Source organism: Halomonas sp. LC1 (assembly GCF_030247125.1).
Lineage (GTDB): Bacteria > Pseudomonadota > Gammaproteobacteria > Pseudomonadales > Halomonadaceae > Vreelandella.
Genome location: NZ_JASSPG010000002.1, coordinates 241,225 through 266,929 on the forward strand (window position 1 = coordinate 241,225; position 25,705 = coordinate 266,929).

General features: G+C 55.4%; 22 protein-coding genes and 1 pseudogene. 10 read left to right on the forward strand and 13 right to left on the reverse strand.

Going from position 1 to position 25,705, the window contains the following annotated elements; translation table 11 throughout:
- The first annotated feature begins 14 nt into the window (after positions 1 to 14).
- Together QIT27_RS04020 and QIT27_RS04025 are read left to right on the forward strand one after the other, a co-directional pair.
- Positions 15 to 1,511, forward strand: a complete 1,497-nt coding sequence (locus QIT27_RS04020) for an NAD-dependent succinate-semialdehyde dehydrogenase (protein WP_285262965.1) — start codon at positions 15 to 17, stop codon at positions 1,509 to 1,511.
- Positions 1,512 to 1,756: 245 nt separating this feature from the next.
- Positions 1,757 to 3,190 (forward strand): aspartate aminotransferase family protein, encoded by a 1,434-nt coding sequence (locus QIT27_RS04025; protein WP_285262966.1) that lies wholly within the window; start codon positions 1,757 to 1,759, stop codon positions 3,188 to 3,190.
- A gap of 71 nt (positions 3,191 to 3,261) precedes the next feature.
- Here the strand turns inward: QIT27_RS04025 and QIT27_RS04030 are convergent, their stop codons facing one another.
- The 3 genes from QIT27_RS04030 to QIT27_RS04040 form a co-directional block, all read right to left on the reverse strand.
- Complete coding sequence (locus tag QIT27_RS04030; protein WP_285262967.1) at positions 3,262 to 5,217, reverse strand: TonB-dependent receptor domain-containing protein; 1,956 nt, start codon at positions 5,215 to 5,217, stop codon at positions 3,262 to 3,264.
- An 84-nt stretch (positions 5,218 to 5,301) separates the two neighbouring features.
- Positions 5,302 to 6,696 (reverse strand): sensor histidine kinase, encoded by a 1,395-nt coding sequence (locus QIT27_RS04035; protein ID WP_285262968.1) that lies wholly within the window; start codon positions 6,694 to 6,696, stop codon positions 5,302 to 5,304.
- Positions 6,693 to 7,379: a response regulator transcription factor gene (locus QIT27_RS04040; protein WP_159343039.1), complete on the reverse strand. Its 687-nt coding sequence runs from the start codon at positions 7,377 to 7,379 to the stop codon at positions 6,693 to 6,695. Before QIT27_RS04040 ends, QIT27_RS04035 begins: the two co-directional genes overlap by 4 nt.
- 159 nt (positions 7,380 to 7,538) lie before the next feature.
- On the opposite strand from QIT27_RS04040, the gene QIT27_RS04045 reads away from it, so the two are divergent.
- The 3 genes from QIT27_RS04045 (at position 7,539) to QIT27_RS04055 (ending at position 9,150) form a co-directional block, all read left to right on the forward strand.
- Positions 7,539 to 8,216, forward strand: coding sequence for a haloacid dehalogenase type II (locus tag QIT27_RS04045; RefSeq protein ID WP_253017708.1), 678 nt, complete (start codon positions 7,539 to 7,541; stop codon positions 8,214 to 8,216).
- A gap of 64 nt (positions 8,217 to 8,280) precedes the next feature.
- A complete protein-coding gene (locus QIT27_RS04050; protein ID WP_062360950.1) occupies positions 8,281 to 8,628 on the forward strand; it encodes a putative quinol monooxygenase in 348 nt (115 codons plus the stop codon).
- 54 nt (positions 8,629 to 8,682) lie between these two features.
- Complete coding sequence (locus QIT27_RS04055) at positions 8,683 to 9,150, forward strand: S-ribosylhomocysteine lyase (protein WP_285262969.1); 468 nt, start codon at positions 8,683 to 8,685, stop codon at positions 9,148 to 9,150.
- A gap of 187 nt (positions 9,151 to 9,337) precedes the next feature.
- Here the strand turns inward: QIT27_RS04055 and QIT27_RS04060 are convergent, their stop codons facing one another.
- The 6 genes and pseudogenes from QIT27_RS04060 to QIT27_RS17055 form a co-directional block, all read right to left on the reverse strand.
- A complete protein-coding gene (locus tag QIT27_RS04060) occupies positions 9,338 to 10,249 on the reverse strand; it encodes a DUF2971 domain-containing protein (RefSeq protein ID WP_285262970.1) in 912 nt (303 codons plus the stop codon).
- Positions 10,225 to 10,614: a DUF3037 domain-containing protein gene (locus QIT27_RS04065; RefSeq protein WP_285262971.1), complete on the reverse strand. Its 390-nt coding sequence runs from the start codon at positions 10,612 to 10,614 to the stop codon at positions 10,225 to 10,227. The genes QIT27_RS04060 and QIT27_RS04065 overlap by 25 nt, the downstream gene beginning before the upstream one ends.
- A complete protein-coding gene (locus QIT27_RS04070) occupies positions 10,607 to 11,170 on the reverse strand; it encodes a hypothetical protein (protein WP_285262972.1) in 564 nt (187 codons plus the stop codon). Before QIT27_RS04070 ends, QIT27_RS04065 begins: the two co-directional genes overlap by 8 nt.
- 1 nt (position 11,171) lies before the next feature.
- Positions 11,172 to 14,645, reverse strand: coding sequence for a class I SAM-dependent DNA methyltransferase (locus QIT27_RS04075; RefSeq protein WP_285262973.1), 3,474 nt, complete (start codon positions 14,643 to 14,645; stop codon positions 11,172 to 11,174).
- Positions 14,646 to 14,772: 127 nt separating this feature from the next.
- Complete coding sequence (locus QIT27_RS17050; RefSeq protein ID WP_475326303.1) at positions 14,773 to 15,216, reverse strand: methyl-accepting chemotaxis protein; 444 nt, start codon at positions 15,214 to 15,216, stop codon at positions 14,773 to 14,775.
- A 102-nt stretch (positions 15,217 to 15,318) separates the two neighbouring features.
- Positions 15,319 to 16,044, reverse strand: a pseudogene (locus QIT27_RS17055) (PAS domain-containing protein); the annotation flags it as partial.
- 536 nt (positions 16,045 to 16,580) lie between these two features.
- Here QIT27_RS17055 and QIT27_RS04085 point away from each other — a divergent pair.
- The 4 genes from QIT27_RS04085 (at position 16,581) to QIT27_RS04100 (ending at position 21,897) form a co-directional block, all read left to right on the forward strand.
- On the forward strand, positions 16,581 to 18,011 hold the full coding sequence (locus tag QIT27_RS04085; protein ID WP_285262975.1) for an IS1182 family transposase: 1,431 nt from the start codon (positions 16,581 to 16,583) through the stop codon (positions 18,009 to 18,011).
- A 239-nt stretch (positions 18,012 to 18,250) separates the two neighbouring features.
- Positions 18,251 to 20,008 carry a diguanylate cyclase domain-containing protein gene (locus tag QIT27_RS04090; RefSeq protein ID WP_285262976.1) on the forward strand — a complete coding sequence of 586 codons (1,758 nt, stop codon included), beginning with the start codon at positions 18,251 to 18,253 and terminating at the stop codon, positions 20,006 to 20,008.
- 97 nt (positions 20,009 to 20,105) lie between these two features.
- Positions 20,106 to 21,143 carry a CNNM domain-containing protein gene (locus QIT27_RS04095; RefSeq protein WP_159343034.1) on the forward strand — a complete coding sequence of 346 codons (1,038 nt, stop codon included), beginning with the start codon at positions 20,106 to 20,108 and terminating at the stop codon, positions 21,141 to 21,143.
- 103 nt (positions 21,144 to 21,246) lie between these two features.
- Positions 21,247 to 21,897, forward strand: coding sequence for a peroxiredoxin (locus QIT27_RS04100; RefSeq protein WP_159343033.1), 651 nt, complete (start codon positions 21,247 to 21,249; stop codon positions 21,895 to 21,897).
- 92 nt (positions 21,898 to 21,989) lie between these two features.
- Here the strand turns inward: QIT27_RS04100 and QIT27_RS04105 are convergent, their stop codons facing one another.
- The 4 genes from QIT27_RS04105 to QIT27_RS04120 all read right to left on the reverse strand — a co-directional run bounded on the left by QIT27_RS04105 (position 21,990) and on the right by QIT27_RS04120 (position 24,870).
- On the reverse strand, positions 21,990 to 23,258 hold the full coding sequence (locus QIT27_RS04105; protein WP_285262977.1) for a methyl-accepting chemotaxis protein: 1,269 nt from the start codon (positions 23,256 to 23,258) through the stop codon (positions 21,990 to 21,992).
- Between the two features lie 138 nt (positions 23,259 to 23,396).
- On the reverse strand, positions 23,397 to 24,095 hold the full coding sequence (locus QIT27_RS04110; protein ID WP_253017725.1) for a DUF3047 domain-containing protein: 699 nt from the start codon (positions 24,093 to 24,095) through the stop codon (positions 23,397 to 23,399).
- On the reverse strand, positions 24,085 to 24,285 hold the full coding sequence (locus QIT27_RS04115; RefSeq protein ID WP_253017727.1) for a zf-HC2 domain-containing protein: 201 nt from the start codon (positions 24,283 to 24,285) through the stop codon (positions 24,085 to 24,087). The genes QIT27_RS04110 and QIT27_RS04115 overlap by 11 nt, the downstream gene beginning before the upstream one ends.
- 6 nt (positions 24,286 to 24,291) lie before the next feature.
- Entirely contained in the window at positions 24,292 to 24,870 is a 579-nt protein-coding gene (locus QIT27_RS04120; protein WP_285262978.1) for a sigma-70 family RNA polymerase sigma factor, read from the reverse strand.
- A gap of 56 nt (positions 24,871 to 24,926) precedes the next feature.
- Between QIT27_RS04120 and QIT27_RS04125 the strand changes: the two genes are divergently transcribed.
- Positions 24,927 to 25,703: a ZIP family metal transporter gene (locus QIT27_RS04125; protein WP_159343029.1), complete on the forward strand. Its 777-nt coding sequence runs from the start codon at positions 24,927 to 24,929 to the stop codon at positions 25,701 to 25,703.
- The last annotated feature ends 2 nt before the right edge of the window (positions 25,704 to 25,705 follow it).

Below are 25,705 nucleotides of genomic sequence, written 5' to 3' on the forward strand. Positions count from 1 at the left end.
CTGGGGAGGTTCCCATGATCACACTATCAACCACGCTTGTGAAACGCCTGGAAGACCCGCGCTTGTTCCGGCAGTACGCCTACGTGAACGGCAAGTGGACCCATGGTGAAGGCGGCCGCGAAGAGGCCGTGTACGACCCCGCAACCAACGAAGCCATTGGCCATATTCCGTTGCTGGAGGCGAATCAAATCACTGCGGCGGTGGATGCAGCCGAAGCGGCCTTCGTTCACTGGCGGGCACTGCGCGCCGACGAGCGTTGCGAACGTCTGCTGGCGTGGTACGACCTGATTCAAGCCAACCGTGAAGACCTAGCGACCATCATGACCCTGGAGCAGGGCAAACCGCTGCCCGATGCCCGTGGTGAAGTGGAGTATGGCGCAAGCTTTGTGCGCTGGTTCGCGGAAGAGGGCAAGCGCACCTACGGCGAGACCATCCCGAGCCACATTCCTAACGCATCGCTCGGCACGATTAAAGAGCCGGTGGGCATTGCCGCGATGATTACGCCCTGGAACTTCCCGCTGGCGATGATCACCCGCAAAGCCGCTGCCGCGCTGGCCGCAGGTTGCCCGGTGATTGTGAAGCCCGCCAACGAAACGCCGTTCTCGGCGCTGGCGCTGGCTGAGCTTGCTGAGCGAGCGGGCATTCCCGAAGGCATTTTCAACGTGGTGCTGGGTGAGCCTGCGGAAGTCTCCAAGATTTTGTGCAGCGAGCCGCGTATTCGTGCGCTCTCGTTCACTGGTTCCACCCGCGTTGGCCGCCTGCTCATCGAGCAGAGCGCGAACACCGTGAAGCGTCTTTCGCTGGAGCTGGGCGGCAACGCGCCGTTCATCGTCGGGCCGGATATGGATCCGAAAGAAGCCGCCTATGCGGCGGTAGCGGCCAAGTTCCAAACCGCTGGGCAAGACTGCCTTGCCGCTAACCGGATTCTGGTACACGAATCGATTCACGATGAGTTCGTGGCCCAGTTCACCGAGCGTATGGCCGCCCTTACCGTGGGCAATGGCCTGCATGGCGAAGTCGATCTTGGCCCGCTCATTCACCGCCAAGCGGTCGAAAAAGCAGCCGCGATTGTGGACGACGCGATCTCCCAAGGCGCTACGATGGTGGCGGGCGACCAGAGCCAAGCGCCGGGCGACAACTTCTTTATGCCCGTGCTGCTGACCGGTGTGACACCGCAAATGAAAGTATGGCGGGAAGAGAACTTTGCTCCGGTAGCCGGCATTACCGCTTATAGTAGCGACGACGAAGTGATCGAGATGGCCAACGACACCGAATACGGCTTGGCCGCGTACATCTACACCCATGATATTCGTCGTATTTGGAAGCTGATGCGCGCACTGGAGTACGGCATGGTGAGCGTCAATTCCGTGAAGATGACCGGCCCGCCCGTGCCCTTCGGCGGCGTCAAACAGTCCGGCCTTGGCCGTGAAGGTGGCGCGACGGGTATCGATGAGTACCTGGAAACGAAGTACTACTGCCTTGGGGCGCTGGGTTCCGTATCGGGTAGTTAAAAAAGAGAGCAGATACTTAAGGATCAAGGGAGGCTGGTTAGGTACTAAGCGAACCGTCTTTTTCAGGGCCGGAAAGAGCTCCATGCAGTTCCGGCATTCCCGCCATCCATGGCGGTCAGATGAAAAAGCCGAGCGCCCAGGGAGGGGGTTACAGCGTGTTCGTGTGTGCCTAACCAGCCGGAAGCCTTCACTATTTAAATAACCTCCCCACTGTTTGGGGAGGTTTATCGTACAGAGAGAACGTTATGAGCTTGCATCAGGATCTGATCAAACGCGACCGCAAAGTCACCTTCCACGCCTCTACCCATCTGCGCGACTTCGCCCATGGCGATTTGCCTGGCCGTGTCATCACCGGCGGTAAAGGCATTCATATTGTTGATAAAGATGGCCGCGAGTTCATCGACGGTTTTGCAGGTCTTTACTGTGTGAACATCGGCTATGGCCGCACCGAAGTAGCAGAAGCGATTTATAAGCAGGCGCTGGAGCTCTCCTACTACCACACCTACGTAGGCCACTCCAACGAGCCGCAAATCGAGCTGTCCGAGCGCGTGCTGAAAATCGCAGGCCTCAACATGTCCAAGGTCTACTACGGCATGTCCGGCTCTGACGCCAACGAAACCCAGCTCAAAATCGTGCGTTACTACAACAACGTATTGGGTCGCCCGCAGAAGAAAAAAGTCATCTCGCGTATGCGCGGTTACCACGGCTCTGGCATCGCGTCTGGCTCACTCACTGGCCTGAAAGCGTTCCACGACCACTTCGATCTGCCGATTGACACCATTCGTCATACCGAAGCGCCGCACTACTACCTGCGCGCCGCCGAGCAGCACGGCATGACCGAGCGGGAATTCTCTGCCTACTGCGCGGATAAGCTCGAAGCGATGATTCTGGAAGAGGGCCCGGATACCGTGGCCGCCTTTATCGGTGAGCCGGTACTGGGCACTGGTGGTATCGTGCCGCCGCCGGAAGGCTACTGGGAAGCGATTCAGCCGGTACTGGACAAATACGACGTGCTGCTAATTGCCGACGAAGTGGTGTGTGGTTTTGGCCGTACCGGCTCCGACTTCGGTAGCCACCACTACAACATGAAGCCTGACCTGATCACTATCGCCAAAGGCCTGACCAGCGCCTACCAGCCGCTGTCTGGCGTGATCGTTGGCGATAAAGTATGGAAGGTACTAGAGCAGGGCACCGGTGAATTCGGCCCCATCGGCCACGGCTGGACCTACTCAGGCCACGCCCTGGGCTGTGCCGCAGGCCTAGCAAATCTGGACATTATCGAGCGCGAAAATCTGGTGGGTAACGCGGCGGAAACCGGCGCTTACTTCCAGCAGCAGCTGAAAGCGACGTTCGAAGGCCACCCGCTGCTGGGTGATGTTCGCGGCGTTGGCCTGATGGCCGCGCTGGAGTTCTCCCCGGATGCCAAGCAGCGCCTGCACTTCGATCCCGCACTGAAAGTCGGCCCGCGTGTTGCTGCGGCGGCCATGGAAGAGAACCTGATTGCCCGTGCCATGCCCCAAGGCGACATTCTTGGCTTTGCTCCGCCGCTGACCATCAACCGTGGCGAAGTAGACGACATGATCGGCCGCGCCAAACGCGCCATCGACCGCGTGACCGATGAGCTAGTACGCTCCGGCGACCTGAAAACGGGCCAGCAAGAAGCGGCCTTCACGATCTAACGCCAGCGATCACCCGATTGGCGAAACACACACTGCCCGCTTGCTGCGGGCAGTGTCGTGTTAGCGCATCATCAGAAGCGGTAGTTGACGCCGAGACGAATATCGCGACCCGGCTCTGCCAGCCCCACGATGCCCTCATAACCGGGGATGTGCTCGAAGTCGGCGTTGCTAGCATGGTCCAGGTACTGTTTATCCAGCAGGTTATTGACGGTCAGCGTGACGGCGAGGTCGTCGCTTTGGGTGGGTAGCCAGCGAACGTAGGCATCGTGCACGCCATATCCCGGTTTACCGATGGTGCCTACCGAGGTATCCAGCGCGTCGATCCCCTCGACGAACTGGCCCCGCCAGCCTACCTGCCAAGCGCGGTTGACGTGGTAATCCACCTGCGCCGTCCACGTATCGCCCACCGTGTTACCAATACCGTTGTACTCATAGACGGTGAGCGGCTGGCCATTCAGTTCGATGTCGTTGTGATGGAAACTGAGCCCGGCGGAGAGTGACGCCCACTGGTAATTCGCACTGAGCACATAACCGTTGGACTCTAGATCTCCCACGTTTTGGTAACGCGTGGGGCGACCCAGCGGGTCGGCAATGACGTCGTCGATAGTAGAGCGGTACAGCTCCGCGCTGAACTGCCAGGGGCCTTGCTCGAAGCGCGCTGCGAGTTCGCTGTTCCGAGCATGTTCACCGCGTAAGTCCGGCGCATTGGTTGCTCCCTCTAACTTGAACGCGTCGTGCGCTTTGGGGCCCCGGAACGCGCGAGCATGAGCGGCACTGAGGGTGATCTGGTCAGTTACCATCCACTGGGCGTCGATATTGGGGCTAATGTCATCCTCGCGGTAGGAGAGGCCGCTGTTATCGGTTAGGCGGTAGCGGTCATAGCGGGCGCCTAGCCCCAATTGAACGTCATCGGTGAGCTGTAGGGCGTTTTGCACGAAGACGCCAGCGATGTCGCCACTTTCACGCTCCTGGGTAGGGTTATCGGCATAGCCCGCCGTGACCTCGTCGTCACGATAATCAAGGCCGTAAGTGAGTCGATGGCTACCTACCCGGCTGGTGTTGGCGATGGTCAGCCCGGTGGAAGCGGATTCACCAAAGTAGCGCCCCCAGCGGTCGGCAACGTTTTGCTCCACATCGGCGGTGGTGTGGTATAGCGTGGCCTCCAGGTCGAGCCGCTGTTGGCCTTGCGGGCGCAGCCGATAGTTGAGCGTGCTGGTTTGGCGCTCGGCGTCCAGTGTGTAGAGGCGGTTGAAACCGCTCACGACCCACTGCGGGCGCTGGGCGCGTTCGCCCTCGTCCTGACGAATCTCGTGACTGAGCGTAAAACGCTGGGCGCCAAAGTCCCCTAGCAGTTTCACTTGCCCCAACTGTTGATTGGCCTCGGTACCGGCCTGTTCGCTGCCGTTGCCATCTTCATAACGCTGCTGGTCGCGTTCGACGAGCGTGCCCATGGCGCTCCACTGGTCGTTGACGCGTCCAAATAGCGTGGTACTGACACGGTAACTCTCTGGGTTGGTACCCGCACCCGCTGACAATAGCCCGCCTAATCGCTCGCCGTTGCGTAACAGGTCATCCGGGTCTTTGGTGACGAAGCGGACGCTACCGCCTAGGGCACCTGGGCCGTCGGTAGCTCGACCAGCACCCGTGGTGACTTCGACACGCTTGAGCAGAGCTGGGTCGACGCCAATACGTCCCGTATGGTGAAACAGGCTGCCGCTTTGCGCCGCGCCATCAATGGTGACGTTTAGCAGCGGGTCTTCGACGCCACGCACGTAAAGCTTCTGTGCAATACCGAGCGAACCCCCCACACTGATTTGCGGGTCTTGGTCAAATAGATCGCCTAGGTCGTCGGCTTGGTAACGCTCCAGCGTGTCGGCGTCTACCACGCTATCGCTGTGGTGAAGCGCTTCCGCCACGACGTGGACGGTGTTTAGCGTTGGCGACGACTGAGCAAAGGCCGCGCTGCTCATCAGCGCAGCGATCGTCAGGCCGAGGGGGTGACGTAGAAAACGAGCGGTTGACGGCATGATAACGAGGAGGCTCCCAATGTTTTTCTATTTGATTATTATTCTCGTTTGAGAGAGTGTCGCTGGCTACCGTTTTTACAACTGTTACAACTGGCGGCGGGAGGAGAATGCAACGTGCGGCTGGGCAGCGTTCTTTGGCAGCGTGATGACGTGTTCCAAACCGCCCTGGGGATGGTTACGCGTACTGATACCCCCCTGCACTGCCTGGATATGACGCAGTGCCAGCGCTAGTCCCAGCCCGGTACCCTCTGGGCGCGATTGCCGCGCCTCCGCCGTGCGGTAGAAGGGCGTAAACACGTGTGGAAGCTTCGACGCCTCTACCCCCGGGCCGTTATCGCGTAGCGTTAACTGATAGCTATGTGGCCCGGCGCTTAAGGTGAGTGTCACCGTCGGTGGTTTGGCGACCTCGTGCGGCGCAGATGAATAGTGACAGGCGTTGCGCAAAAGGTTTTCCAGCGCCTGGCCCAGCGCTCGCTGGTTGGAGTGCATTAGCAGAGCACTCTCGGGCAGCGACACGCACCAGCGGTGATCGGGATACTCAAAGCGCACGTCATCCAGCAGAGCATCCAGCAAATCGACCAAATCAAACGTGTCGTTGCCCACCGCCGGTGTCTCGTGGGTGAGCCAGGCCAGCGTCAGCGCGTCGTTGACCAACTGACGCATCTGCTGGCTCTCCTGCTCTAGGCGGGCAAGCGATGCCGGTGAGGTAGCGCCCGCTTTCATTTGCTCAATCGCCAAGCTAAGACGGGTCAGCGGCGCACGAATTTCATGGGAAAGGTCGGCCAACAGCTGCCGCTGGGCGGTAATGGTCGCTTGGGTTTTGCTCGCCATGCCATCGAACCGGAGCATCAGTTCGCCTAACTCGTCATGCCGGGGCGGTAGGTTTCGGTTGGCATGGGGCTGACCCTCGGCAATGGCCGTCGTGGCATCCTGCAGGTAGCGCAGTGGTCCGCTGATATGTCGATATAGCAGCCAGCCAATAGCGAGTAGCGTCAACAGAGGAATTAGTCCATTGACGAGCCAAATCATGCTCTTGAGATGGCTACCGGGGCGCATACGCTGGGGTAGGGTGATCAAGAAGTGGCGGTGGCCACCTGCGAAGGTAATGTCCATGATGGGGTTATCGGGAAAATAGAGGTGGATTGGCCATTCGATCAACCGGCCCAACCGATACCCCTCCTCGAACTGGGCGGACAGCGTGCCCCCCGCCACCGGTGTCACGCTGGAGGTCACCACCGCTGCCCAGGTGTTCTCTTGCGCTTGCAAAGCCTCTAACCAAGCGGCCAATGCGGCGTCATGGCCCGCGCGGTAAAGCGCTTCGGCCGTGGCTCCCCAGTCGGCCAAGGTGCGCTGATGATGCGGGGCAATCACGCTCATTTGCCGTTCTGCCCATTTTTCGAGTAGCGACGTCGAGATCACCAAGGCAAGGCCGCCGGTCGCTACGATGCCGCACAACTTCCAGAGCAAACGCCGTTTCATTGTAAGCAGTAGCCTTTCCCGTGTTGCGTTTGCAGTCTCAGCGCATCGAAACCGGCGCCGCTGAGCTTGCGACGAATACGGCTCACATGCATGTCCAAACTGCGGTCATACGGGCTGTAATCGCGCTGAAATAAACGATGATACAGGTACGTTTTACTCAGCGTTTGGCCTCGATGGTGCGCCAGCAGCCACAGTAAACGGAACTGTAGCGGAGTGAGTTCGACGGGCGTTCCTGATACCTTGAGTTCCACCCGGGCAGGGTCGAAAGAGAGGCTATCCACCTGCAAGCAGTGTGTGAGGTTGGCAGACTGCAGCCCCGTGCGGCGCAGCAACGCTTCGATCCGTAGTACCAGCTCCAGTGGGTGAAACGGCTTGGCTAAGTAATCATCCGCTCCGTGCTGAAGTCCACGAATACGCGCTTCTTCGGCACCGCAGGCACTCAGCATCAACACCGGTAGCGTGGTGTTTTTGCGCAGCGCTGACAGCAGCTCTAAGCCGCTCATGCCGGGCAGCCGAACGTCCAACAGCAGCAGGTGAATGTCGCCCTCTAGCGCGCGTTGAAAGCCGCTGTTGGCATCGAGACAGTGGGTGACACGATACTCCCGCTGGCTAAGTAAATGGGTCAGCTGTTCGCCGAGGATGGGATCATCGTCGATCAATAAAAGATGCTGTGGGGCAGACATGAGGAATTGGAAAACGCATTTTGCCAGTGAATGATAATAATGATTGTTTGCATTCTTATTGGCAAGAGGAGACGCGAAGTGCGCTACATGAATGGAGGTTTTCGCTCGGCCCGCTACGCTTAACTCCATGGAGCCATCAACGTTGAGAAGGAGCCCATTATGCAACCGGTACTCGCTTTTGATGTATACGGTACGCTAATCGATACCCTGGGGGTCACCATCGAGCTGGAGCGCCGCCTGAGCGATGCCAGCAAGGCAGGTGAGTTCGCCAAGCGCTGGCGAGAAAAGCAGTTGGAGTACAGCTTCCGGCACAGCCTGATGGGTGCGTATGTGCCTTTTGCCGAGTGCACCCGAGAAGCGCTGGTCTTTACGGACCGCGCGCTACAAACCGGCCTGTCCGATAACGATCGTGACCATTTGATGGCGGTTTATGCTGAGCTGCCCGCTTTCCCCGATGTGGTGCCAGCGCTGGATCGATTACGCGATGCCGGTATTCGCTGCGTGGCGTTTTCGAACGGGACCGAAGAGGCCGTCAATCAGCTACTGACGCGCGCTGGGGTGAAGAGCCATATGGACGCCGTAGTGAGTGTCGATGCCATCAAGCGCTTCAAGCCCGACCCGGCCGTTTATGCCTATCTCCGTACGCGGCTGGAGACGCGACCGGAAGCAACATGGTTAGTATCCAGTAATCCGTTCGATGTGATTGGGGCCACCCACGCGGGCCTGCGCAGTGCTTGGATACGCCGCCACTCCGATGCACCGTTCGATCCATGGGGGATTGAACCCGATATGACGGTACCCGAGCTTGAAACCTTGGCAGACCGGATGATGCGCTAGGTTGGTATCTCGCGCTACCGGCCCCATAATGGAAGCGAGCCTTACTCTTAACTTGGAAGACGACATGTCGAAAAAAATCTACTGCATCGCGAGCTTCAAACCCAAAGCCGGTAAAGAAGAAGCCGTTTTCAAAGCGCTGCAGACCCTGGAGCCCAACACGCATCGCGAAGATGCCTGTCTGCACTACACGGTGACTCGCCAAATCGATAACCCGTTTGCCCAGGGCACGAGCTACCCGATCGTGTTCCACGAGATTTGGGCCAGTCGCGAAGAGTTCGAAGCCCACTGCCAGCGTAAGGAAATTCAGGACTTCTTCGCCAAGCATGTCGAGTCGCCAGAAGGCGATATCGAAGACGCCAACGTGTGCGTTTACACCGACGAGCCGTGGAATTTCGACGCTCCCAAGGTGTAACTCACGCTCAGCGTGTAGAATAGGCGAATGAAAGAGAGCGACTACGGAGCCAACATGACCGAAAAGAAGATGAACGTCGAAAGCTTTAACCTGGATCACACCAAGGTGAAAGCCCCCTACGTACGTTTGGCCGACATCAAAGAGGGCCAACACGGGGATCGTATCCATAAGTACGACCTGCGGATCTGCCAGCCCAACAAAGAGCACATGGAGATGCCCGCGCTGCACTCCCTGGAGCACTTGATGGCGGAAATGTCGCGCAACCATACCGATAAAGTGGTCGATATCAGCCCGATGGGCTGCCAGACCGGCTTCTACATCGCGTTGATCAACCACGATGATTACGACGACGTGCTGTCGATCATCGAGAAAACCCTTAACGACGTACTCACCGCCACCGAAGTGCCCGCCTGCAACGAAATGCAGTGCGGCTGGGCCGCCAGCCACAGCCTGGAAGGCGCCCAGAAGCTTGCCAAAGGTCTGCTAGACAAGCGTAGTGAGTGGACTGAAGTGTTTGCGTGAGTCATTGTGTAAGTAAGCACTGACTGCTGAACGCCCCCTTTATGGGGGCGTTTTGTTGTCAAAACATAAATCGAATTTCTCAGGGGTAATTATTGATACTTAAATTCTTGAATCTGATGCTTAGCTTTTGGGGTTGAAGTGGCTTTGTGTTTAATTATATACATAAAATCAATTGTTTCTTGAGTTTTTAGGCTTGGTGAATAGATGGTGTTGCTATCAAGTTCCAAGAATGCGTATCTATTTTGCATTGGAATAGTTTTATATCTTTTTTTCCCCAATTTTTAAGTAGCGTGATTAGTTCGGTGTCGCTAATCGAGTTACCTCTGGTTACATTCTTGTAGATATTGTTGCCTATGTGAATTTCTTTAATAGACTTTTTAGGAATATCAAGACAATATAGCGGTCTGCCAAATACAGTAATTTTGCTCCATTCTTTATAACGACCTTCATTGAAGTGATAGCTGAAAGGTAGGTGTGCTATATTTTTTACAATACGAACTTCCTCTTCGTAAGCCCATTCTATTGATTTATATAGAAAGGCTCTTTTCGCTAAATTGAATGTGCTTGGTTCAAATTTTAGCTCTGTGCCAATGCTCATTAGTTCGTCTTCATTTATGATAGGTAGATCTTTGTGTGGCTTTGTTGCTGAGTAAATTACTTCTCCGTAATGGCTGGGAATTATATTTTTTTCTGGATCTGAAAATCCAGCTAGTTCGCTATCAAATCCTATTACCACACCTCGGTGAGAGTCTCCATAATGTGACCACATAAGAGCGTTTAAAGGTTGGCGAGTTAGAGATAAGACACCATACTTCCTTGAAAAACGATTTTTACACGCATGTGTGGCAATGCTTGCAGTTATAGGTGAAGTATCAATTTCTTCAAAGCCAAAAGATGTGCACTCAAAAGGGTCATTTAGGTCTTCTAAACAGGTAAAGCCTATTGAAAAGTTCTCAATAACCTTTATCGCAGCTCCAAGTGACATGTATTTATATAAGATCAATTGAACCTCAAGTGCTAATATAGGTTTTAATAGGTATTGATGTTGAAAAATAGGTTGATCACTTATTTTTCTTAAGTGTGTTGTACATAACGGCAAAAAAGCTCATTAAGCGCAGCTTTTGAGTCTTTGGCGGCAAGTGTACCTGACTGACTGTAAGTAAAAACTCCTTCACTAGGTTCAGCAAGGTTCTTAAACAACTGCTGTTGTGCGTCAATATTACAGTTACTAGCGAGTGCTTCGATACGCGATAGCTCGCGTTTCAGCGGCTTGAGGTGTTGAGCAAACAAGCTATCTGACAGTGCCGGGAAAACGTCGTCAACGCGAGAATAGCCTGCATCAACGACCCGCGTAGAAAAGCTACCATCATTGCCATGGATGACGATGCCGATATTGATAAATTCGCCTCTGTCTCTACAAGGCAAAAATCGGATGATGGCGTAGTTGTAGTAGTGATTAGTCATCTTGCTGGTACTTATTAAAAAGAACTTCGTCGTTGAACCTGCCAATTTCTTCAGCCCATGGCTTGCTGATGTTAAGTAGCTGTTCGCAGACTTTTTTCAACGCCTTTGGTGTAAAAAAGGTGCCTTGATCCTCTATATGAGTGAAGAATTCTTTAACGTTTCCGTGGCAGAGGTTGTTTCTTAACCTAACGATTTCAACGGGTTCTCGGAGCTGTTGTCCGGGTGCCATTTTACGTTCAAATTCTTCTTCGCCTTCCATTGCAAGAATTTCTATTTTTAAACCGACACACCTTGCCTTGTGAAGCAGGGCGTTACTTAATGTCTGACCAGGGTTGAGGTTAAGGTCATCCACTCCTCGGAGGTGGTAAGCATGAAGAGCCCGGACGCTTGCTTCAATACCTATTAGCAAGCAGGTTGCGGAGGCAATATAGAGACCATGGCGGTAAGCTTCTTTACCTTCTACGAAAAAATAATGCATTTCAGCGCCGCCAATGCGACTCCGGTAATTGTGTAGCGCGAAGAAGTACTTTAGCTGATCCTCAACTGATCTTTTCATATCACCTCACCAGCCGCCAGTGTTCGTCATCTTGCTGGGCTTGGCCGAGGGCGGCCAGCGCCGAAAGGACCTCATTAACGCCTTTTAGCGGTTTGCGTTTGAACTGGGCGGCCAAGCTTTCCGCGCTGTGGGGGCTGGCGGCGAGCATGTCGCGTAGCAGTGTGACCTGGGTGGCGAGGTCTTTGGGCCAGGCGGCTTTGGTTTTGTCGGCGGCTGGGGCGCTGGCCTCAGCCGTGGTGCTTTGCAGCTCGGTTTGTGCGGGGGCGGCTTCTTCCGGCGCTTGGTAATCTGGGCGTAGCCAGCGCACGTTGCCTTGCACTTCTTCCGCGGCGCGCTGTTTGTTCAGCGCCACTAGGCGCATCAGCAGCTCTTCTTCGGCTTCTGCTTGGGCGGCGGGTTTATCCGGCAAGGGCGTGGTGGCACCGGGTAAGCCCACGAGTGCTTTTGCCAAGTCATCCCAGCCGTAGGCGTTAAATACCGCGCGGTCTAAGGCATCGTGGTCGGCAAGCAGGGTGCTGACCAAGCCTTGCTGGTTAATGGTTTGCTCTCTGGCGTTGAGCTCTTCGCCTGCGCGGAGCTTCTCCATCACGTTATACATACCGGTAAGCGTCAGCGTTGGGTGCTCGGCCTGCTGACGCTTGCGGTGGGCGTCGATCTGTTCGGCCAGTTGGCCGATCTTCGCCGCTTGCTCGTCGGTAAGTTCTGGGAAGGGGAAGGTCTCGAAGCAGCGGGTTTTGTTGTAGCGTGGGTCATTGCCCATGCCCAAACGACCACCAGCTGTTAGAGCCCAGCAAACGTGCAAACGGCTTGATAAAGTACCTAACCAAGCAGGGTTATGAACCGCAATGTTCACCAACATATTGTCTGGCAAAATGTCGGCATCTAAGAAAGTAAACAGACGATGTTTCGTAGTTTCTACCGTGGCGATATAGCGGGGAAGGCCATTAGCATAACGGCGCCAATCTTTTCTCGCTTCCCCGAAAATCCACCACTTATTGCGGTAAGTGGCACGCTTGTTCTGGTCTCGCTCAGGTTTAACGCGTTCGAATATCCATTGATAAACAGACGGGAACTGCCACTTTACTTCGTCGACGGTTAGACCAAAAAGGTCTATTACTTTGACGCCACGTGGGGTTTGGGTGAGGTCGCGACCGTTGCGGTAATTGCGGATTACTTGGTTAAGTGTTGGATTGTTATGCAGGCCAAGCTGGTTGGCTTCTTCTGAGGTCACAATAAAGCCAGCCCCATGTAATTTCACACCGGGTGAGCTAATTTCTTGGTTGGCCTTTAAAAATTGCGCCCCCGCCACATCTGCCCCAATACTCAAATCGGCAAACACCTTACCCTCGCGACGGCTTAGGGCCACATTGCGGGCTTCGCGGCCTTCATCGCTGTTTTCATTAGTCACTTGCTGTAGCAGCCCAGGCGCTTCGCCTGCTCGGCCTACGGTCATGGCGATGCGCACGGCGGCACCGTCGTTGCCGTCTACCCAGGGGTGGTCGGGAATCGCGAAGGTGAGCGAGAGCGGCTTTTTGGCATCGTTTAAGTGTGGTTCCAGCACGCGGCGGTTGAAGGTTTGGCGCAGGCTGTTGGTGGTAATAAAGCCAAACTGCTGGGTGTGGCCGCTGCGCACCGCCTCGGCGGCGATATGCCACCAGTACATCACAAAATCGGCAGATTCCGGCACCGTACCTTTAAATACCTGGCGCACGGCGTCTACATAGCCATCGCCGAGTGCGCGGCGCATGGTAGAAGCCCCAATAAACGGCGGATTGCCGACAATATAATCCGCTTCCGGCCACTCTGCACGCCTGGGGTTGTGGTAGCGGTACACCGTGGTGCGGGCGGTTTCATCGGGGATCAGCTCGCCGGTGGCGGGGCTTTTCTTCATGCTGATGCCGTCCCAGATGGTGACTTCTTTGCCTGCGTTATCCAGCAGCGGCTCGCGGCGTTCAAATTCCATCAGCGCATCGCGGTTTTCGATGTTGTGGAAGTCTTTCAGAATTGGCTCTGGCAGGTCGAGCTTGCCGTTAATGCGGTAGTGCCACTGCAGGTAACCAATCCACAGCACAATTTCGGCAATGGCGGCGGCGCGGGGGTTAATTTCCATGCCGAGGAACTGCTGGGGCGAGACGGTAAAGCCTTCGGCTTCTAAGGAGTCTTGCCCGCCGCTGAGGTCGGCAATCAGGTTTAACACCTCACCTTCCAGGCGCTTCATGTGCTCCAGCGCGACATACAGGAAGTTGGCGCTGCCGCAGGCGGGGTCTAGCACGCGTACTTGGCAGAGCTTGTGGTGAAAGGCGCGCAGGCTCTCTAGCGCTTTATCGGTTCTGCCTTTCTGGTTGTGAGTTTCTGCGACCACCTGGGCGGTGGCCCACTCCCGGCGTAGCGGCTCAATCAGCGTGGGCATGACCAGTCGCTCGACGTAAGCGCGAGGCGTGTAGTGGGCACCTAGCTTGTGGCGTTCGCGGGGGTCTAGGGCGCGCTCCAGCAGCGTGCCGAAAATGGCCGGTTCCACAAAGCGCCAGTCGGCTTTGGCGGCATCAATCAGCAGTTGGATTTGTTCGGGGGTGAGCGGGATAGGGTCGATGCCTTTGAACAGGCCGCCGTTAAAGCGCATTACCTTGGCCGTGAGTACGCCGCTAAAACCGCCGTTGTTCATGCTTTCCCATAACGAGCCAATGGCGTCGGCAAAGTGTTCGGGGGTCTCTTTCATGCGGATGAGAAAGTCGGTAAAGCTGTTTTTAGGCAGCAGCTCTACGTCTTCGCTAAACATGGTGAACAGGCAGCGCTTCAAGAAGTGCGCCACGCGGTCAACTTCGTAACCATCGGCTTCTAGTGTTTTGGCAAGCTGGGCCAGCGTTGTGCTTACTTCGCGAGTCACGCGGGCGGCGTATTGGCTCGGGTCTAGGGTATCGGGCGCTTCCCACAGGGCTTTTAGGCGCTGCTGTACCTCGGGCTGGCGTAAGTCATCCAGTTTGATTTGGTAGTTACGCGGGTCGGGGAAGGGCACATAGGTGCCACCGGAGCGCGAAAATTCAGAATAAAGTGCTAGGGTGCGGCCAACATCCGTCACTACGATAAATGGCGGGCGACCTTCGTCGGCGGGCAGGGCGCGCACGTACTGGTCGGCTTGGTTATAGGCCGCCTGCATGGCTTTGTCCCAGCCTTTAGTGGCCAGCCCTTTGCCGGTTTGTTTGGCTTCCAAGACAAACGCGCCACGTTTGTAGAGATCGATAAAGCCGCGATTTTCGCTGCCATCGGGGTTTTGAATATCTACCCGGCGCTCGAAGGTGTAGGCGTTTTCACTGTTGTCTTTGCTGGCGGGGTCGGGCGTGGGTAGCGCCAGCAGTGCGCATAGCTCTGAAAGGAACAGCTGGTAGTTGGCCTTTTCGGTGCCGGTGGTGCCCTTCCAGCGGGCAATAAAGGTCTCAACGGCTTCAGGCGTAGCAACAGCAGCGGGCGCGTCAAACATCAGCAAGCATCCTTTCAGGCAGGGGTCTAACCACGTTAAGCGGGGTTAGATAGTAGCATGCTTGAAGGCTGGTAAAAGAAGGATGGCGCTAGAGGGTGCACGTCCCTGTGCATGAAAATCGGTCGCTCTAAATATGCGTATCCGCCGCCAACTGCTCGATGGAGTGGGCGACGCTTCTGGCGTCTTGCAGAATCTTGTTCACAATGGCGTCGATTTCGCTGACGCTGGACTGACTGGCTTTGCCTTGCTGAATGACCTGCTGCATGGCTTGTGTGGTTCGTTCTACCAAGCTGCTGTTGTCTTTGAGTACGCGGGTAATTTGGTCGACGGCTTCAGTAGCCCCTTTCGCCAGTTGGCGGACCTCGTTGGCGACCACCGCAAAGCCGCGACCTTGCTCTCCCGCGCGAGCGGCTTCTACGGCAGCGTTCAACGACAGAAGATTGGTTTGGCTAGCGATCTTGGCAATCGACTCCGTGATCGTGTTGATGCTTTGCGACTGCTTATGCAGCGCATCGATCAGTTCTTGCGCCTTTGCCAGGGTTTGGGCAGCTTGCTCGGAGCCTTTCACCATTTCATCCAAGTGGTCCAGGCTATCCTTGGCGGTGCGTTCGATTTGCGAGGTGCTGCTCTGGGCCGAACTGATGGTGCCTGATGTGGCATTGGCTTTTTCGACCAGTGGCGTGATGTCGCTGGCGAACTTGACGACTTCGACGACATTGCCATCAGCATCCGTCACCGGGTTATAGGTTGCTTCCAGCCAGACCGTTTTACCATGGGCATCTACTCGCTCGAACCGCCCTTTATTGAATTCCCCCTTAGCCAAGCGTTGCCAAAAATTCGGCTGTTGACGGTAAAAGTCGGGTCGGCAGAACATCTTATGGTGCTGTCCAATCAGCGTATCGCGACGATACCCCATGACGTTTTCAAAGTTCTGGTTGACGTCCAGTATGTAGCCTTCGGGAGAGAACTCAATCACCGCCATAGAGCGGTGCAGGGCGTGAAGCAAGGCATCTTGATGTCGCGCCTCCTGGTGGCTGCTGGTGACCTCATTGGCAACTTTAAAAATTTCCGTAACTTTGCCAGAGCGCGAGCAAATCGGTAGATAGGTAGCTTCCAGCCATACCTCGTCACCATTCTCTTTGAAACGGCGAAAGCGGCCGTGATGACTTTCACCTCTGGCAAGCTTTTGCCAAAACTGTTGATACTCTGGTCGTTGCGCTTCGGCGGCATCGCAAAAAATGCGGTGGTGCTGCCCCTTAATATCCTGTAACCGACAGTCCATGACGTCCAGAAACGGCTGGCTGGCGTGTTTGATCACTCCCTGCGGTGTAAAGAAGATACAGGCAGTGTGAGTAAGTAGCGCTTGATAAAGAGATGCATTTAAAAAAGGAGTATGCATTGTTGCCTTCTCTATTTTCAGTGTTCCATACAGGAGGAGGCGCAAGGGGAGGCACCTAAGATAAACATGGCATAGTTTTTCTTGGAAAGGTAATTTTTATTAGCCGTGCGCGATGTTTTTTCAAGCCGAGCCTTTAGTCACTATAGTCGTTTTAATTAAAGCATCGGCCCATGGAAAATGTGAAAAAATGCAAACTTTCTTACTCAAGTGATTGATACTAATAGCCCCCGAAAAAGCAGTGGTTTTTACGGATTGACATTGCTGCTTGCATCGCGTGATAAAGTAAACCTAAGCTCATGATGTGGGCAATGAAGTCTGTGCCACCCGGGTATAACGTGATGCTCAACAAACGCTGGCAACACATCAGTCAATACAAATTATCCCCTGACGTCGATACCGATGCATTGGACAGGCTCATTGCGTCGGTCGCCGATTTTTTTGAGTTCCCCATTGCGCTGGTGTCCGTTCTCGGCCGAGGCTGTGTGAAAACGTAGCTGTCGCTATACTCTACCCATGACAGATCGTGGGAGGTACCGATGAAACGTTTCGTCGCAGGTGAATCCCGGTCCCAAGCTACGTTGTTTCCTGAGCTCCTGGATGATTTCGTCTCTGAAGACAATCCGGTTCGGGCCATTGAGGCTTTCGTGGACGCTCTCGACCTCAAACAGCTGGGTTTCAAAGGTGTTGATCCCCATGCCACGGGGCGGCCCGCCTATCACCCCGCTGTACTTCTAAAAATCTATCTTTACGGTTATCTCAACCGCGTGCAATCCAGCCGCCGTCTAGAACGTGAGGCGCAGCGTAATGTTGAACTCATGTGGCTAACCGAGCGCCTCGCACCGGACTTCAAAACGATTGCCGATTTCCGCAAGCACAATGGCAAGGCGATCCAAGCCACCTGCCGAGACTTTGTCTTGATATGCCGGCGTCTGGGGCTCTTTTCACAATCTGTGATGGCCATTGATGGCAGCAAATTTAAGGCAGTCAACAATCGAGACCGTAACTTCACCTTGGCCAAAATGAAGCGGCGAGCAGAAGAAATCGACAAAAGTATTGAGCGCTATTTACGCCAGCTCGACGCAATGGATCAAGGCTCCTCCGTTGTCACAGAAGCCCAGACGTCAGGATTGAAGGAAAAGCTCGCCTCCCTGACAGAAGAAGTTCAGCAACTGCAATCCATTGAAATTCAAAGGACCGAGGCCCCTGATCAGCAAATCTCGTTGACGGACCCAGATGCTCGCTCCATGACGACGCGAGGAACGGGAATTGTGGGCTACAACGTGCAGACGGCTGTCGATAGTCGGCATCACTTAATCGTCGCCCATGAGGTCACCAATGTCGGCAGTGACCGGCGTCAGCTTTTCAGGATGGCGAAGAAAGCACGCGATGCTAGCGGCGTCGATGATCTTCACGTTGTGGCTGATCGTGGTTACTTCACAGGGGAGGAGATTCTTGCGTGTCACGAGGCCGGTATCACGACATATCTTCCCAAGCCCAAAACCTCGCCGAACCAGGCCAAAGGTATGTTTCCCAGAGAGGCGTTCCGTTACGTGCCCGAACGAAATGAATATCGCTGTCCCGCGAGAGAGCGACTAGTTTGGCGCTTCAAAAACGTCGAAAAAGGCCAGACGCTACATTGCTATTGGAGCTCGGCCTGTCCGAGTTGCTTAATGAAGTCGCAGTGCACCACGGGTATCTATCGGCGCATCAGACGCTGGGAACACGAAGAGGTACTGGAGGCGGTAACATCACGTCTGGATCAGACGCCGGATATAATGCGAACCCGTCGTCAAACAGTCGAGCATCCCTTTGGCACGTTGAAAGCGTGGATGGGTGCGACACACTTTTTAACCAAAGGGCTTAAGAACGTCGGAACGGAAATGAGCCTTCATGTGCTTGCCTACAACATGAAACGCGTCATGAATATCCTTGGCACCAAGGGTTTGATCCAGGCCATACGAGCATAGGGTAGCTGACCCTAGCTCTACCGTACTTAGTAGAAGTCGGTGACGCTCTAGAGAAAGTATTTTTTAGGCTTTATCTCGAACAACTTCAGATGTGGAAATAATAAAGGAAGGCGCTCTGAACTGCCTTGCTGACCCGTTAGTGGTGCCAAAACGGCTGAGCACTGTAATCGCCAACTGATTTTGGGTTTTCACACAGCCTCGGCCAGAAACAGTGGTTCATCGCCAAGTCGGGGTTGGACGTGGACTTCACGTCGTTAGAGGACGCGTTTTGTCGCCATGTGGTTGCCTTACGGGCACCGCTGGTCATTGAGGACGCCAGCCAGCATCCTGATTTTCGTGATAACCCGCTCGTGCTAGCCGCTCCGCATATTCGCTTCTATGCGGGTGTTCCGCTGACCGCAGGTGGGCGTGAAGTGGGGGCCGTGTGCTTGATCGACAGCCGTCCTAATACGCTCTCCGACAAAGATTTGCGCTTTTTGGAGTCGCTAAGCTATTTCATAAGCGACTATATCCATCTGATTGATAAACAACGGGCGGGAATCAGCGATGGCGATTTCGCCATGATGATCGAGTCCGCAGACGTAGGCGTTTGGGACTGGGAGATATCCAACGACCACAACGTGTTCAACCAGCGTTGGTGTGAGATGCTGGGTCTAGAGAGCGATGAGGTAGAGAGCCGCTCTAGCTTCTGGAAAAGTTTGATTCATTCCGACGACTTTACGTCGGTCAACAACGCCATTCGGCGGCACTTGGCGCAGGAAGACGAGGTATTGAACGTCGAGTATCGAATGCGTCATGCCGAAGGCCATTGGCTCTGGGTGAACACCTACGGCCGAGTGGTCGCCAACGACAGCGCAGGGCGACCACTGCGTTTAACCTGCGTGACTCGGGATATTTCGGACAAAAAGAGCGCCGAGCTGCGTGAGCGAAAGCAGGTGCAGTTACTCAACTTCATGAACCGCGCCCAGAGCGTTTTTCTTCACGAAAAAGACATCCGCCACTCCTGCGAGCTGATCTTCGACGAGCTATTACATCTCGCAGAGAGCCAGTTTGGGCTGATCGGCCAGGTGCAAGTGCGAAGCGACGGAGAGAAGTCCCTGTTCATCCACGCGCTTTCGAACATCAGCTGGAGCGAGGAGACCAATGAGCAGTACCGTGCCTACCAACGGGGCGAGCTATTTTTCAACAACCTAGACAATCTGTTTGGCCATGTGGTGACCAGTGGCCATGTCGTGTTAGCCAATCGCCCTCGCCAGTATCATGCGTCTCGCGGGACACCCGCAGGCCACCCTCCCTTGCTGCGATTTTTGGGGTTACCGATCAAAATTGCCGATGAAACCGTTGGGATGATTGGGCTTGCCAATAAAGAAGAAGATTATACCGAAGAGGATGCGCTGTTTTTACAGCCCCTTTTAGATACATTGGGTGCGCTGTTTTATGCTTTGGACGTCGAAAAGTCACGTCACCATGCAGAACAGCAGTTGCGCTATCTTGCTGAAACGGATGTATTAACGAAATTACCCAATCGGCGTGCTTTTATAGAGCGCACATCGGCGTTTTATTCTCAGCTTAAATTTACTTTTTCTATTGCAGTTATTGATATCGACTATTTTAAATCGATTAACGACCAGTACGGGCATCAGGTCGGTGATGAAGTGCTTCAAGAGGTAGCGTTCCGCTTAAGTCACTCGCTGCGCTCCGATGACTTAGTCGCGCGGCTTGGGGGCGAAGAGTTTGGTATCTGTTTATACGATACTCACGATGCCCCGACGTTGGAGCTACTTCGCCGAGCGATCGCCGAGACTCCCATCTTGACCAGCGAAGGCGCAGTACATGTCACGGTAAGCATTGGTGCCTGCCAAGTGAAGCCGAGAGGCAGCGCGGAGCACTGGGAGGAAGACCTACGCCGTGCCGATATGGCACTGTATCGCGCCAAGAAAGAGGGACGTAATCGCGTTCGATGGCATATGCCGAGTAAGGAGACCAGTTTTACATAGGTGGGCTGGCGGCGCAGCGGTGAGTTGCCTAGGCTAGTGATTGACACCTGATGATCGAGTCTCTATAACGCTATTTCACCCACTACCTAGAGCTTCCATGTTCCTCCTCATCACGATTGCTACGTTCTCAATCGCGTTCTCCTTTCTGTGTTCTATTCTAGAGGCAGCGCTGCTGTCGATTACGCCGAGCTATATTGCCAAGCAAAAAGAAGACAATCCAAAGCTGCATACAGCGCTGACCAAGCTGAAAACCAATATCGACCGGCCGTTAGCCGCGATTTTGACCCTCAACACCATTGCCCACACGGTTGGTGCAACGGCCGTTGGTGCCCAAGCGGCGGTCGTATTCGGCGAGTCTTCCATCGCGATCGTCTCTGCCGTCATGACCATGTTGATTCTGGTCCTGTCAGAGATCATCCCCAAAACGATCGGCGCCACCTACTGGCGCGGCCTGGCTCCGCTGTTGCCGAAGCTTTTGAACCCGATGATCATTGGGCTGCTGCCCTTCATCTGGATGTCGGAGCAAATTACGCGTCGTCTAGGCAAATCTGAGCACGATGTGGACCTGCGTGACGAAATCAAAGTGCTCGCGCGAGTGGGTCTCGAAGAGGAGGTGCTGGATGCTGACGAATCACGCACCATCATCAACATGCTCAACCTGCACGATATTCTAGTGAACAAGGCCATGACGCCGCGCACCGTGTGCGAAACCGTGCCACCGAACATGACCGTCAGCGAATTCGACGAGCAGTACGGGAAAGCACCGTTCACCCGTTTCCCGGTCATGGACAACGGCGAGCAGGCGTTTGGGTATGTGCATAAGGCCGATATGTACCACGCCGACGACACCAAAACGATGCGTGAGTTGATGCATCCCATTGGCAGCGTCGACGTCTCCAATAATGTGGAGCAGGTCTTCACCTCCATGTTGAAAGATCACCTTCATATGCGAGTGGTCTACGATGAGCACGGCACCTTCGTGGGGCTGATCACGCTGGAGGACATTATCGAGACTATCTTGGGTCAAGATATCGTCGATGAAACCGACAGCGTGGCGAACCTGCGCCACTACGCGAAACAGCGCTGGGTCAAGCGGATTAAACGCGAAGAGAAAGACGTGAAACCGGCAGAGTGAACGCCGCCGTCATCTCATTGTCTTTAGCGCTAAACGTTCTATAGTGAAGGCGTTGAAAGTCATATAAGGTATGAGAACCACTTCACGTTAACGAGGAGCAACGATGTCATTACGTATCAATGCAGTCGTGCCTGATTTCGAAGCAGAGACGAGCCACGGTCCGATCCGTTTTCACGATTGGATCGGCGACAGCTGGGCGATTCTGTTCTCACACCCAAAAGATTTCACGCCGGTATGCACCACGGAGTTCGGCGCCGTCGCAACGCTGAGTGCCGAGTGGGAGAAGCGTGGCACCAAGGTCATCGGTGTGTCCGTCGATGGTGTAGAGGATCACAAGCGCTGGGCTGGCGACATTGAAACCGTGAGCGGTAGCAGCGTCGGCTTCCCGATCATTGCGGATGAGAGCCTCAACGTCTCCAAGCTGTTCGATATGCTGCCGGAAGATGCTTACCTGCCCGATGGCCGCACCCCCGCCGACAGCGCTACGGTGCGTTCGGTCTTCATCATCGGTCCGGACAAACAGCTCAAGCTTTCCATGACCTACCCGATGACCGTTGGCCGTAACTTTGCGGAAATTTTGCGCGCGTTGGACGCGTTGCAAACCACGGCAAAGCATGGCATTGCCACTCCGGCGGATTGGACGGTTGGCCAGGATGTTATCATCCCGCCCAGCGTCTCAGACGAAGACGCCAAGCAGAAATTCGGTGAGTTTGATGCCGTACTGCCTTATTTGCGCAAGACCAAGCTGCGTTAAGCACGCCGATAGTACGCGTTAAAGATAGTACGCGTTAAAAAAGCCCCGTCAGCACAAGCTGGCGGGGCTTTCGTGTTCCTAGGGCGTCACCGTTAGGAAGGTTCGAGCGTCAGACGTTCAATGGAGTGAGAAACGCTCTGTGCCCCTTGAAGAATTTCGTTCACGATCGACTCGATCTCCTGCACGCTGGTCTGGCTGGTTTGTCCCTGTTCCACTACCTGCTGCATCGCCTCAGTGGTGCGCAACACCAAGGCGCTATTCTCCTTGAGCACTCGGGTGATCTCGTTGACGGCATCGCTAGAGCCTCGGGCGAGCTGACGCACCTCGTTAGCTACGACTGCAAAGCCGCGCCCCTGCTCGCCCGCCCGTGCGGCTTCCACCGCCGCATTGAGAGAGAGCAAGTTGGTTTGGCTGGCAATTTGAGCAATCGTGTTGGCCGTTTTATTGATCTGCTCTGCCTGTGTATTGAGATCGCTAATCAAGCGCTGCGCGTCTCCCAGCGTGCTGCTGGCATGCTGAAAGTGAGTGATGACTTTACGCAGATGCTCAAGCCCCTCTTGTGCAATGCGCTCGGTCTGATTGGAAGAGGTACGAGCGCTGCCCACGGTGGCGCGAGCGGCTTCGGATGCTTCCATGGCGCGAGTAATGTCCGTGGCGAATTTCACCACCTTCACCACCTTGCCATCATCGTCCACGATGGGGTTGTACGTGGCTTCCAGCCATACCACGCGGCCCTTTGCATTCAAGCGCATGAACTTGCCTTGCTTGAACTCACCCTTGGCGAGCTGCTTCCAGAAGTCTGGGCGCTGCTGGTAGAACTCCTTCGTGCAGAACATACGATGATGCTCGCCACGGATGTCATGTAGCGAATAGCCCATGGCCTGCTCGAAGTTGCGGTTGGCGTCCAGAATGTAGCCATCGGGGGTGAACTCGATGACCGCCATCGAGCTATCCAGCGCCTGTAAGATGGCACGTTCACGAGCGGCGCGCTGATGCTTCTCGGTGACGTTGCTGGCCACTTTGAACACCTGCACGACGTTGCCTCGGCGATTTTTGATAGGAACGTAGGTGGCCTCTAGCCAAACCTCTTCACCGTAGGCATTGATACGGCGAAAACGTCCTTGCTGACCCTCTCCTGCGGCCAGCGCTTTCCAGAAGGCGGTATACGCTGCGCTCTGGGTGTCTTCTGGATAGCAGAACATACGGTGATGCTGCCCTTTGATCTCGTCCAGAGAGTAGCCCACCGTTTCTAGAAATAGCGGGCTAGCATCCTGAATGATGCCCTCGACAGAGAAGTAGATACAGGCCGTGTGCTGGGCCAGGGCGCCACGTAAATTTCCAGAGGAAAAGGGGCTGAACATGGGGGCAGACTCTCAAACGCAGTATTGTAAATGCGCTTAGAATAGACCAGTTTCTTATAGAAAACAATGTTTTGTATCGGTGTGGCACAAAATGTCACAATGGTAAGGTTAAGTATCTGTTTTAACGTAAGTTAACGATTAGGGGCAGGTAGGTGGGGTCGCCGTGGCGGAAAACCCGAGATGAGTAAACCAGGCGCTGGCGCTGCCGCCTGCGTTGTCCCCGTCGCTCATCAAGGCGATGCCGTGAATCTCGTCGGGCGCACTGCCAAACAGCGTTCGGTAGTCGGCGCGCACATCACGGACTTCTGCCTGCCACTGGCCGACGTTGTGTTCGCCACTTTGTAGGGCCAGAAGATGGGCGCGGTCGGTGAATGCGTTGGGCCAATGAGTGCCTTGCGGCTGTTGGGAAGCCCAGACGTAGTTTACGGATTCGACTTGCCAAGGCAGCAGGCCGGTTTTCCGGGCGACGTACACCCTCGCCGGATAGTCGTCGCCCGCTTGGGTGGTTTCGTCCAATCCTGGGTAGATCCCGCTCACTTGCCAGCACCAGTGCAGATACGGTGTGGCGTTCAGGTCGATGGTTCGCTCAAGATAGCGAGCGGAGGCTTGCCCCAAGGCATCTGCTTGAAGCACGCGCTGGCCGGATTTTTCCACCACCCGGTACTGCGTTTCTCCAGCGAAGCTACGCGTTGGCCATGTCATCATTCGCTCCGGTGTAAAGCGCACCTCCTGTGCCAAGGCCGCATGCGCGATGACGCTACTGACGCCCAGGCCCATGACCAAGCGTTGCCAAGCCGCATAGGACAGCGTGTGGTTCGGTCTTTGGCTACGCGTCATGGCGGTCATCTCCGGCGGGGGCCGCAGGGTGGCGGTGTCCTAGGTCGTGCATGAGATCGAACTGGCGCGCGCAAGCTCGGCAGGCGCTGCAAATGGAGAGGTGTACACGCAGCGCCGTGCGCTCTTTGAAGGTCAGCTTTCTATCCAACTTGAGCGACATCAAGCGCGTCGCTTCTCGGCACATCAGCATACGGATTTACTCCTGCTCGCGAATCCAACCGCGCTCTAAGCACTCTCGAAGGCGCAGCCGAGCCCGGTGTAAAATAACCCAACAGTTGGTTTCGGAGACGCCGGTTTCCTTACAGATATCGTCAGTGGAGAGCCCCATCAATTCCCGCAGGCTGAAGATACGGGCAATGTTCTCGGGGAGGGCGAGCATGCAGGCGTCGAACACTTGCCAAAAGCGCTGATTGTCGAGCACATGCTCAGGCTGTCCCCAGTCGTTGGGTCGCGCGTTGGGTTGCCAATGCCCATTGGCTTCGAACAGGCGGTCTAAGGTATCGTCATCGAGATCCTCGTTCAGCGGCTGCCAGCGCCCCTGCTTTTTTTGACGGCGCAGCTGATCGAGAATTTTGAATTTCAAAATGCCGAATACCCAGGTTTCGAACTCTGAGCGGCCCTCGAAGGTGGCGCTTTTTTCGAAGGCAGTCAGCAGCGTTTCCTGGACGGCATCTTCAGCGGCGGCGGCATCTCTGAGTTGCAAGCGCGCAAAGGCGACTAGGCGAGGGCGCATGTGGCTGAAGTGCGTAGCGGCCAGCGAAGCGGTGATGGTCACGGTGTCCCCTTGTCGTTGTTCATTCCTTCTCATCGCACATCGAGTTTACGATATTCATGGAAAATACGCTGTTATTAGGATTTTTAGGCAGTTTGGTGGCTGGGCTATTGACCGCCGTGGGGGCGTTGCCCGTGCTGCTGGGCAAAACGCCAAGTCGGGGGTTTCGTGATTTAGCGCTGGGCTTTGCGGCCGGGGTGATGCTGGCGGCTTCGTTTTTTTCCCTGATCATTCCTGCCCTGGAGGCCGCAGAAATCTACTACGCCGGTGGTCCGGTGCCCGCAGCGCTGGTATGCACTGCGATTTTGCTCGGCATGGGGGCCATTGCGCTGCTCAACGAAGGTTTGCCGCACGAACACTTCCAGCAGGGGAGAGAGGGGCCGGAAGCCGCTTCGCTGCGTCGCGTATGGCTGTTTGTGTTTGCCATTGCGATTCATAACCTGCCGGAAGGGCTGGCGGTCGGTGTGGGTTTCGGTGCCAATGGCTTAGAGGGTGGAATGCCGCTGGCGCTTGGCATTGGATTGCAGAACATGCCGGAAGGGTTAGCGGTGGCCGTCGCGCTGATGGGGGAAGGTTACTCCAAGTGGCGCTCCTGGTCGATCGCGGCGCTGACCGGACTCATCGAGCCGATTGGCGGGCTGTTTGGCGCCAGCGTCGTCACCGTGTCTCAAGTGCTGCTGCCTTGGGGGTTGGCGTTTGCGGCAGGGGCCATGCTCTACGTGATCAGCCATGAGATCATTCCCGAAACCCACCGCTGCGGCCACCAGAAGAAAGCGACGTTTGGCCTAGCGATGGGCTTGGTGATCATGCTGTTTCTCGATGTGTGGCTGGGCTAGGT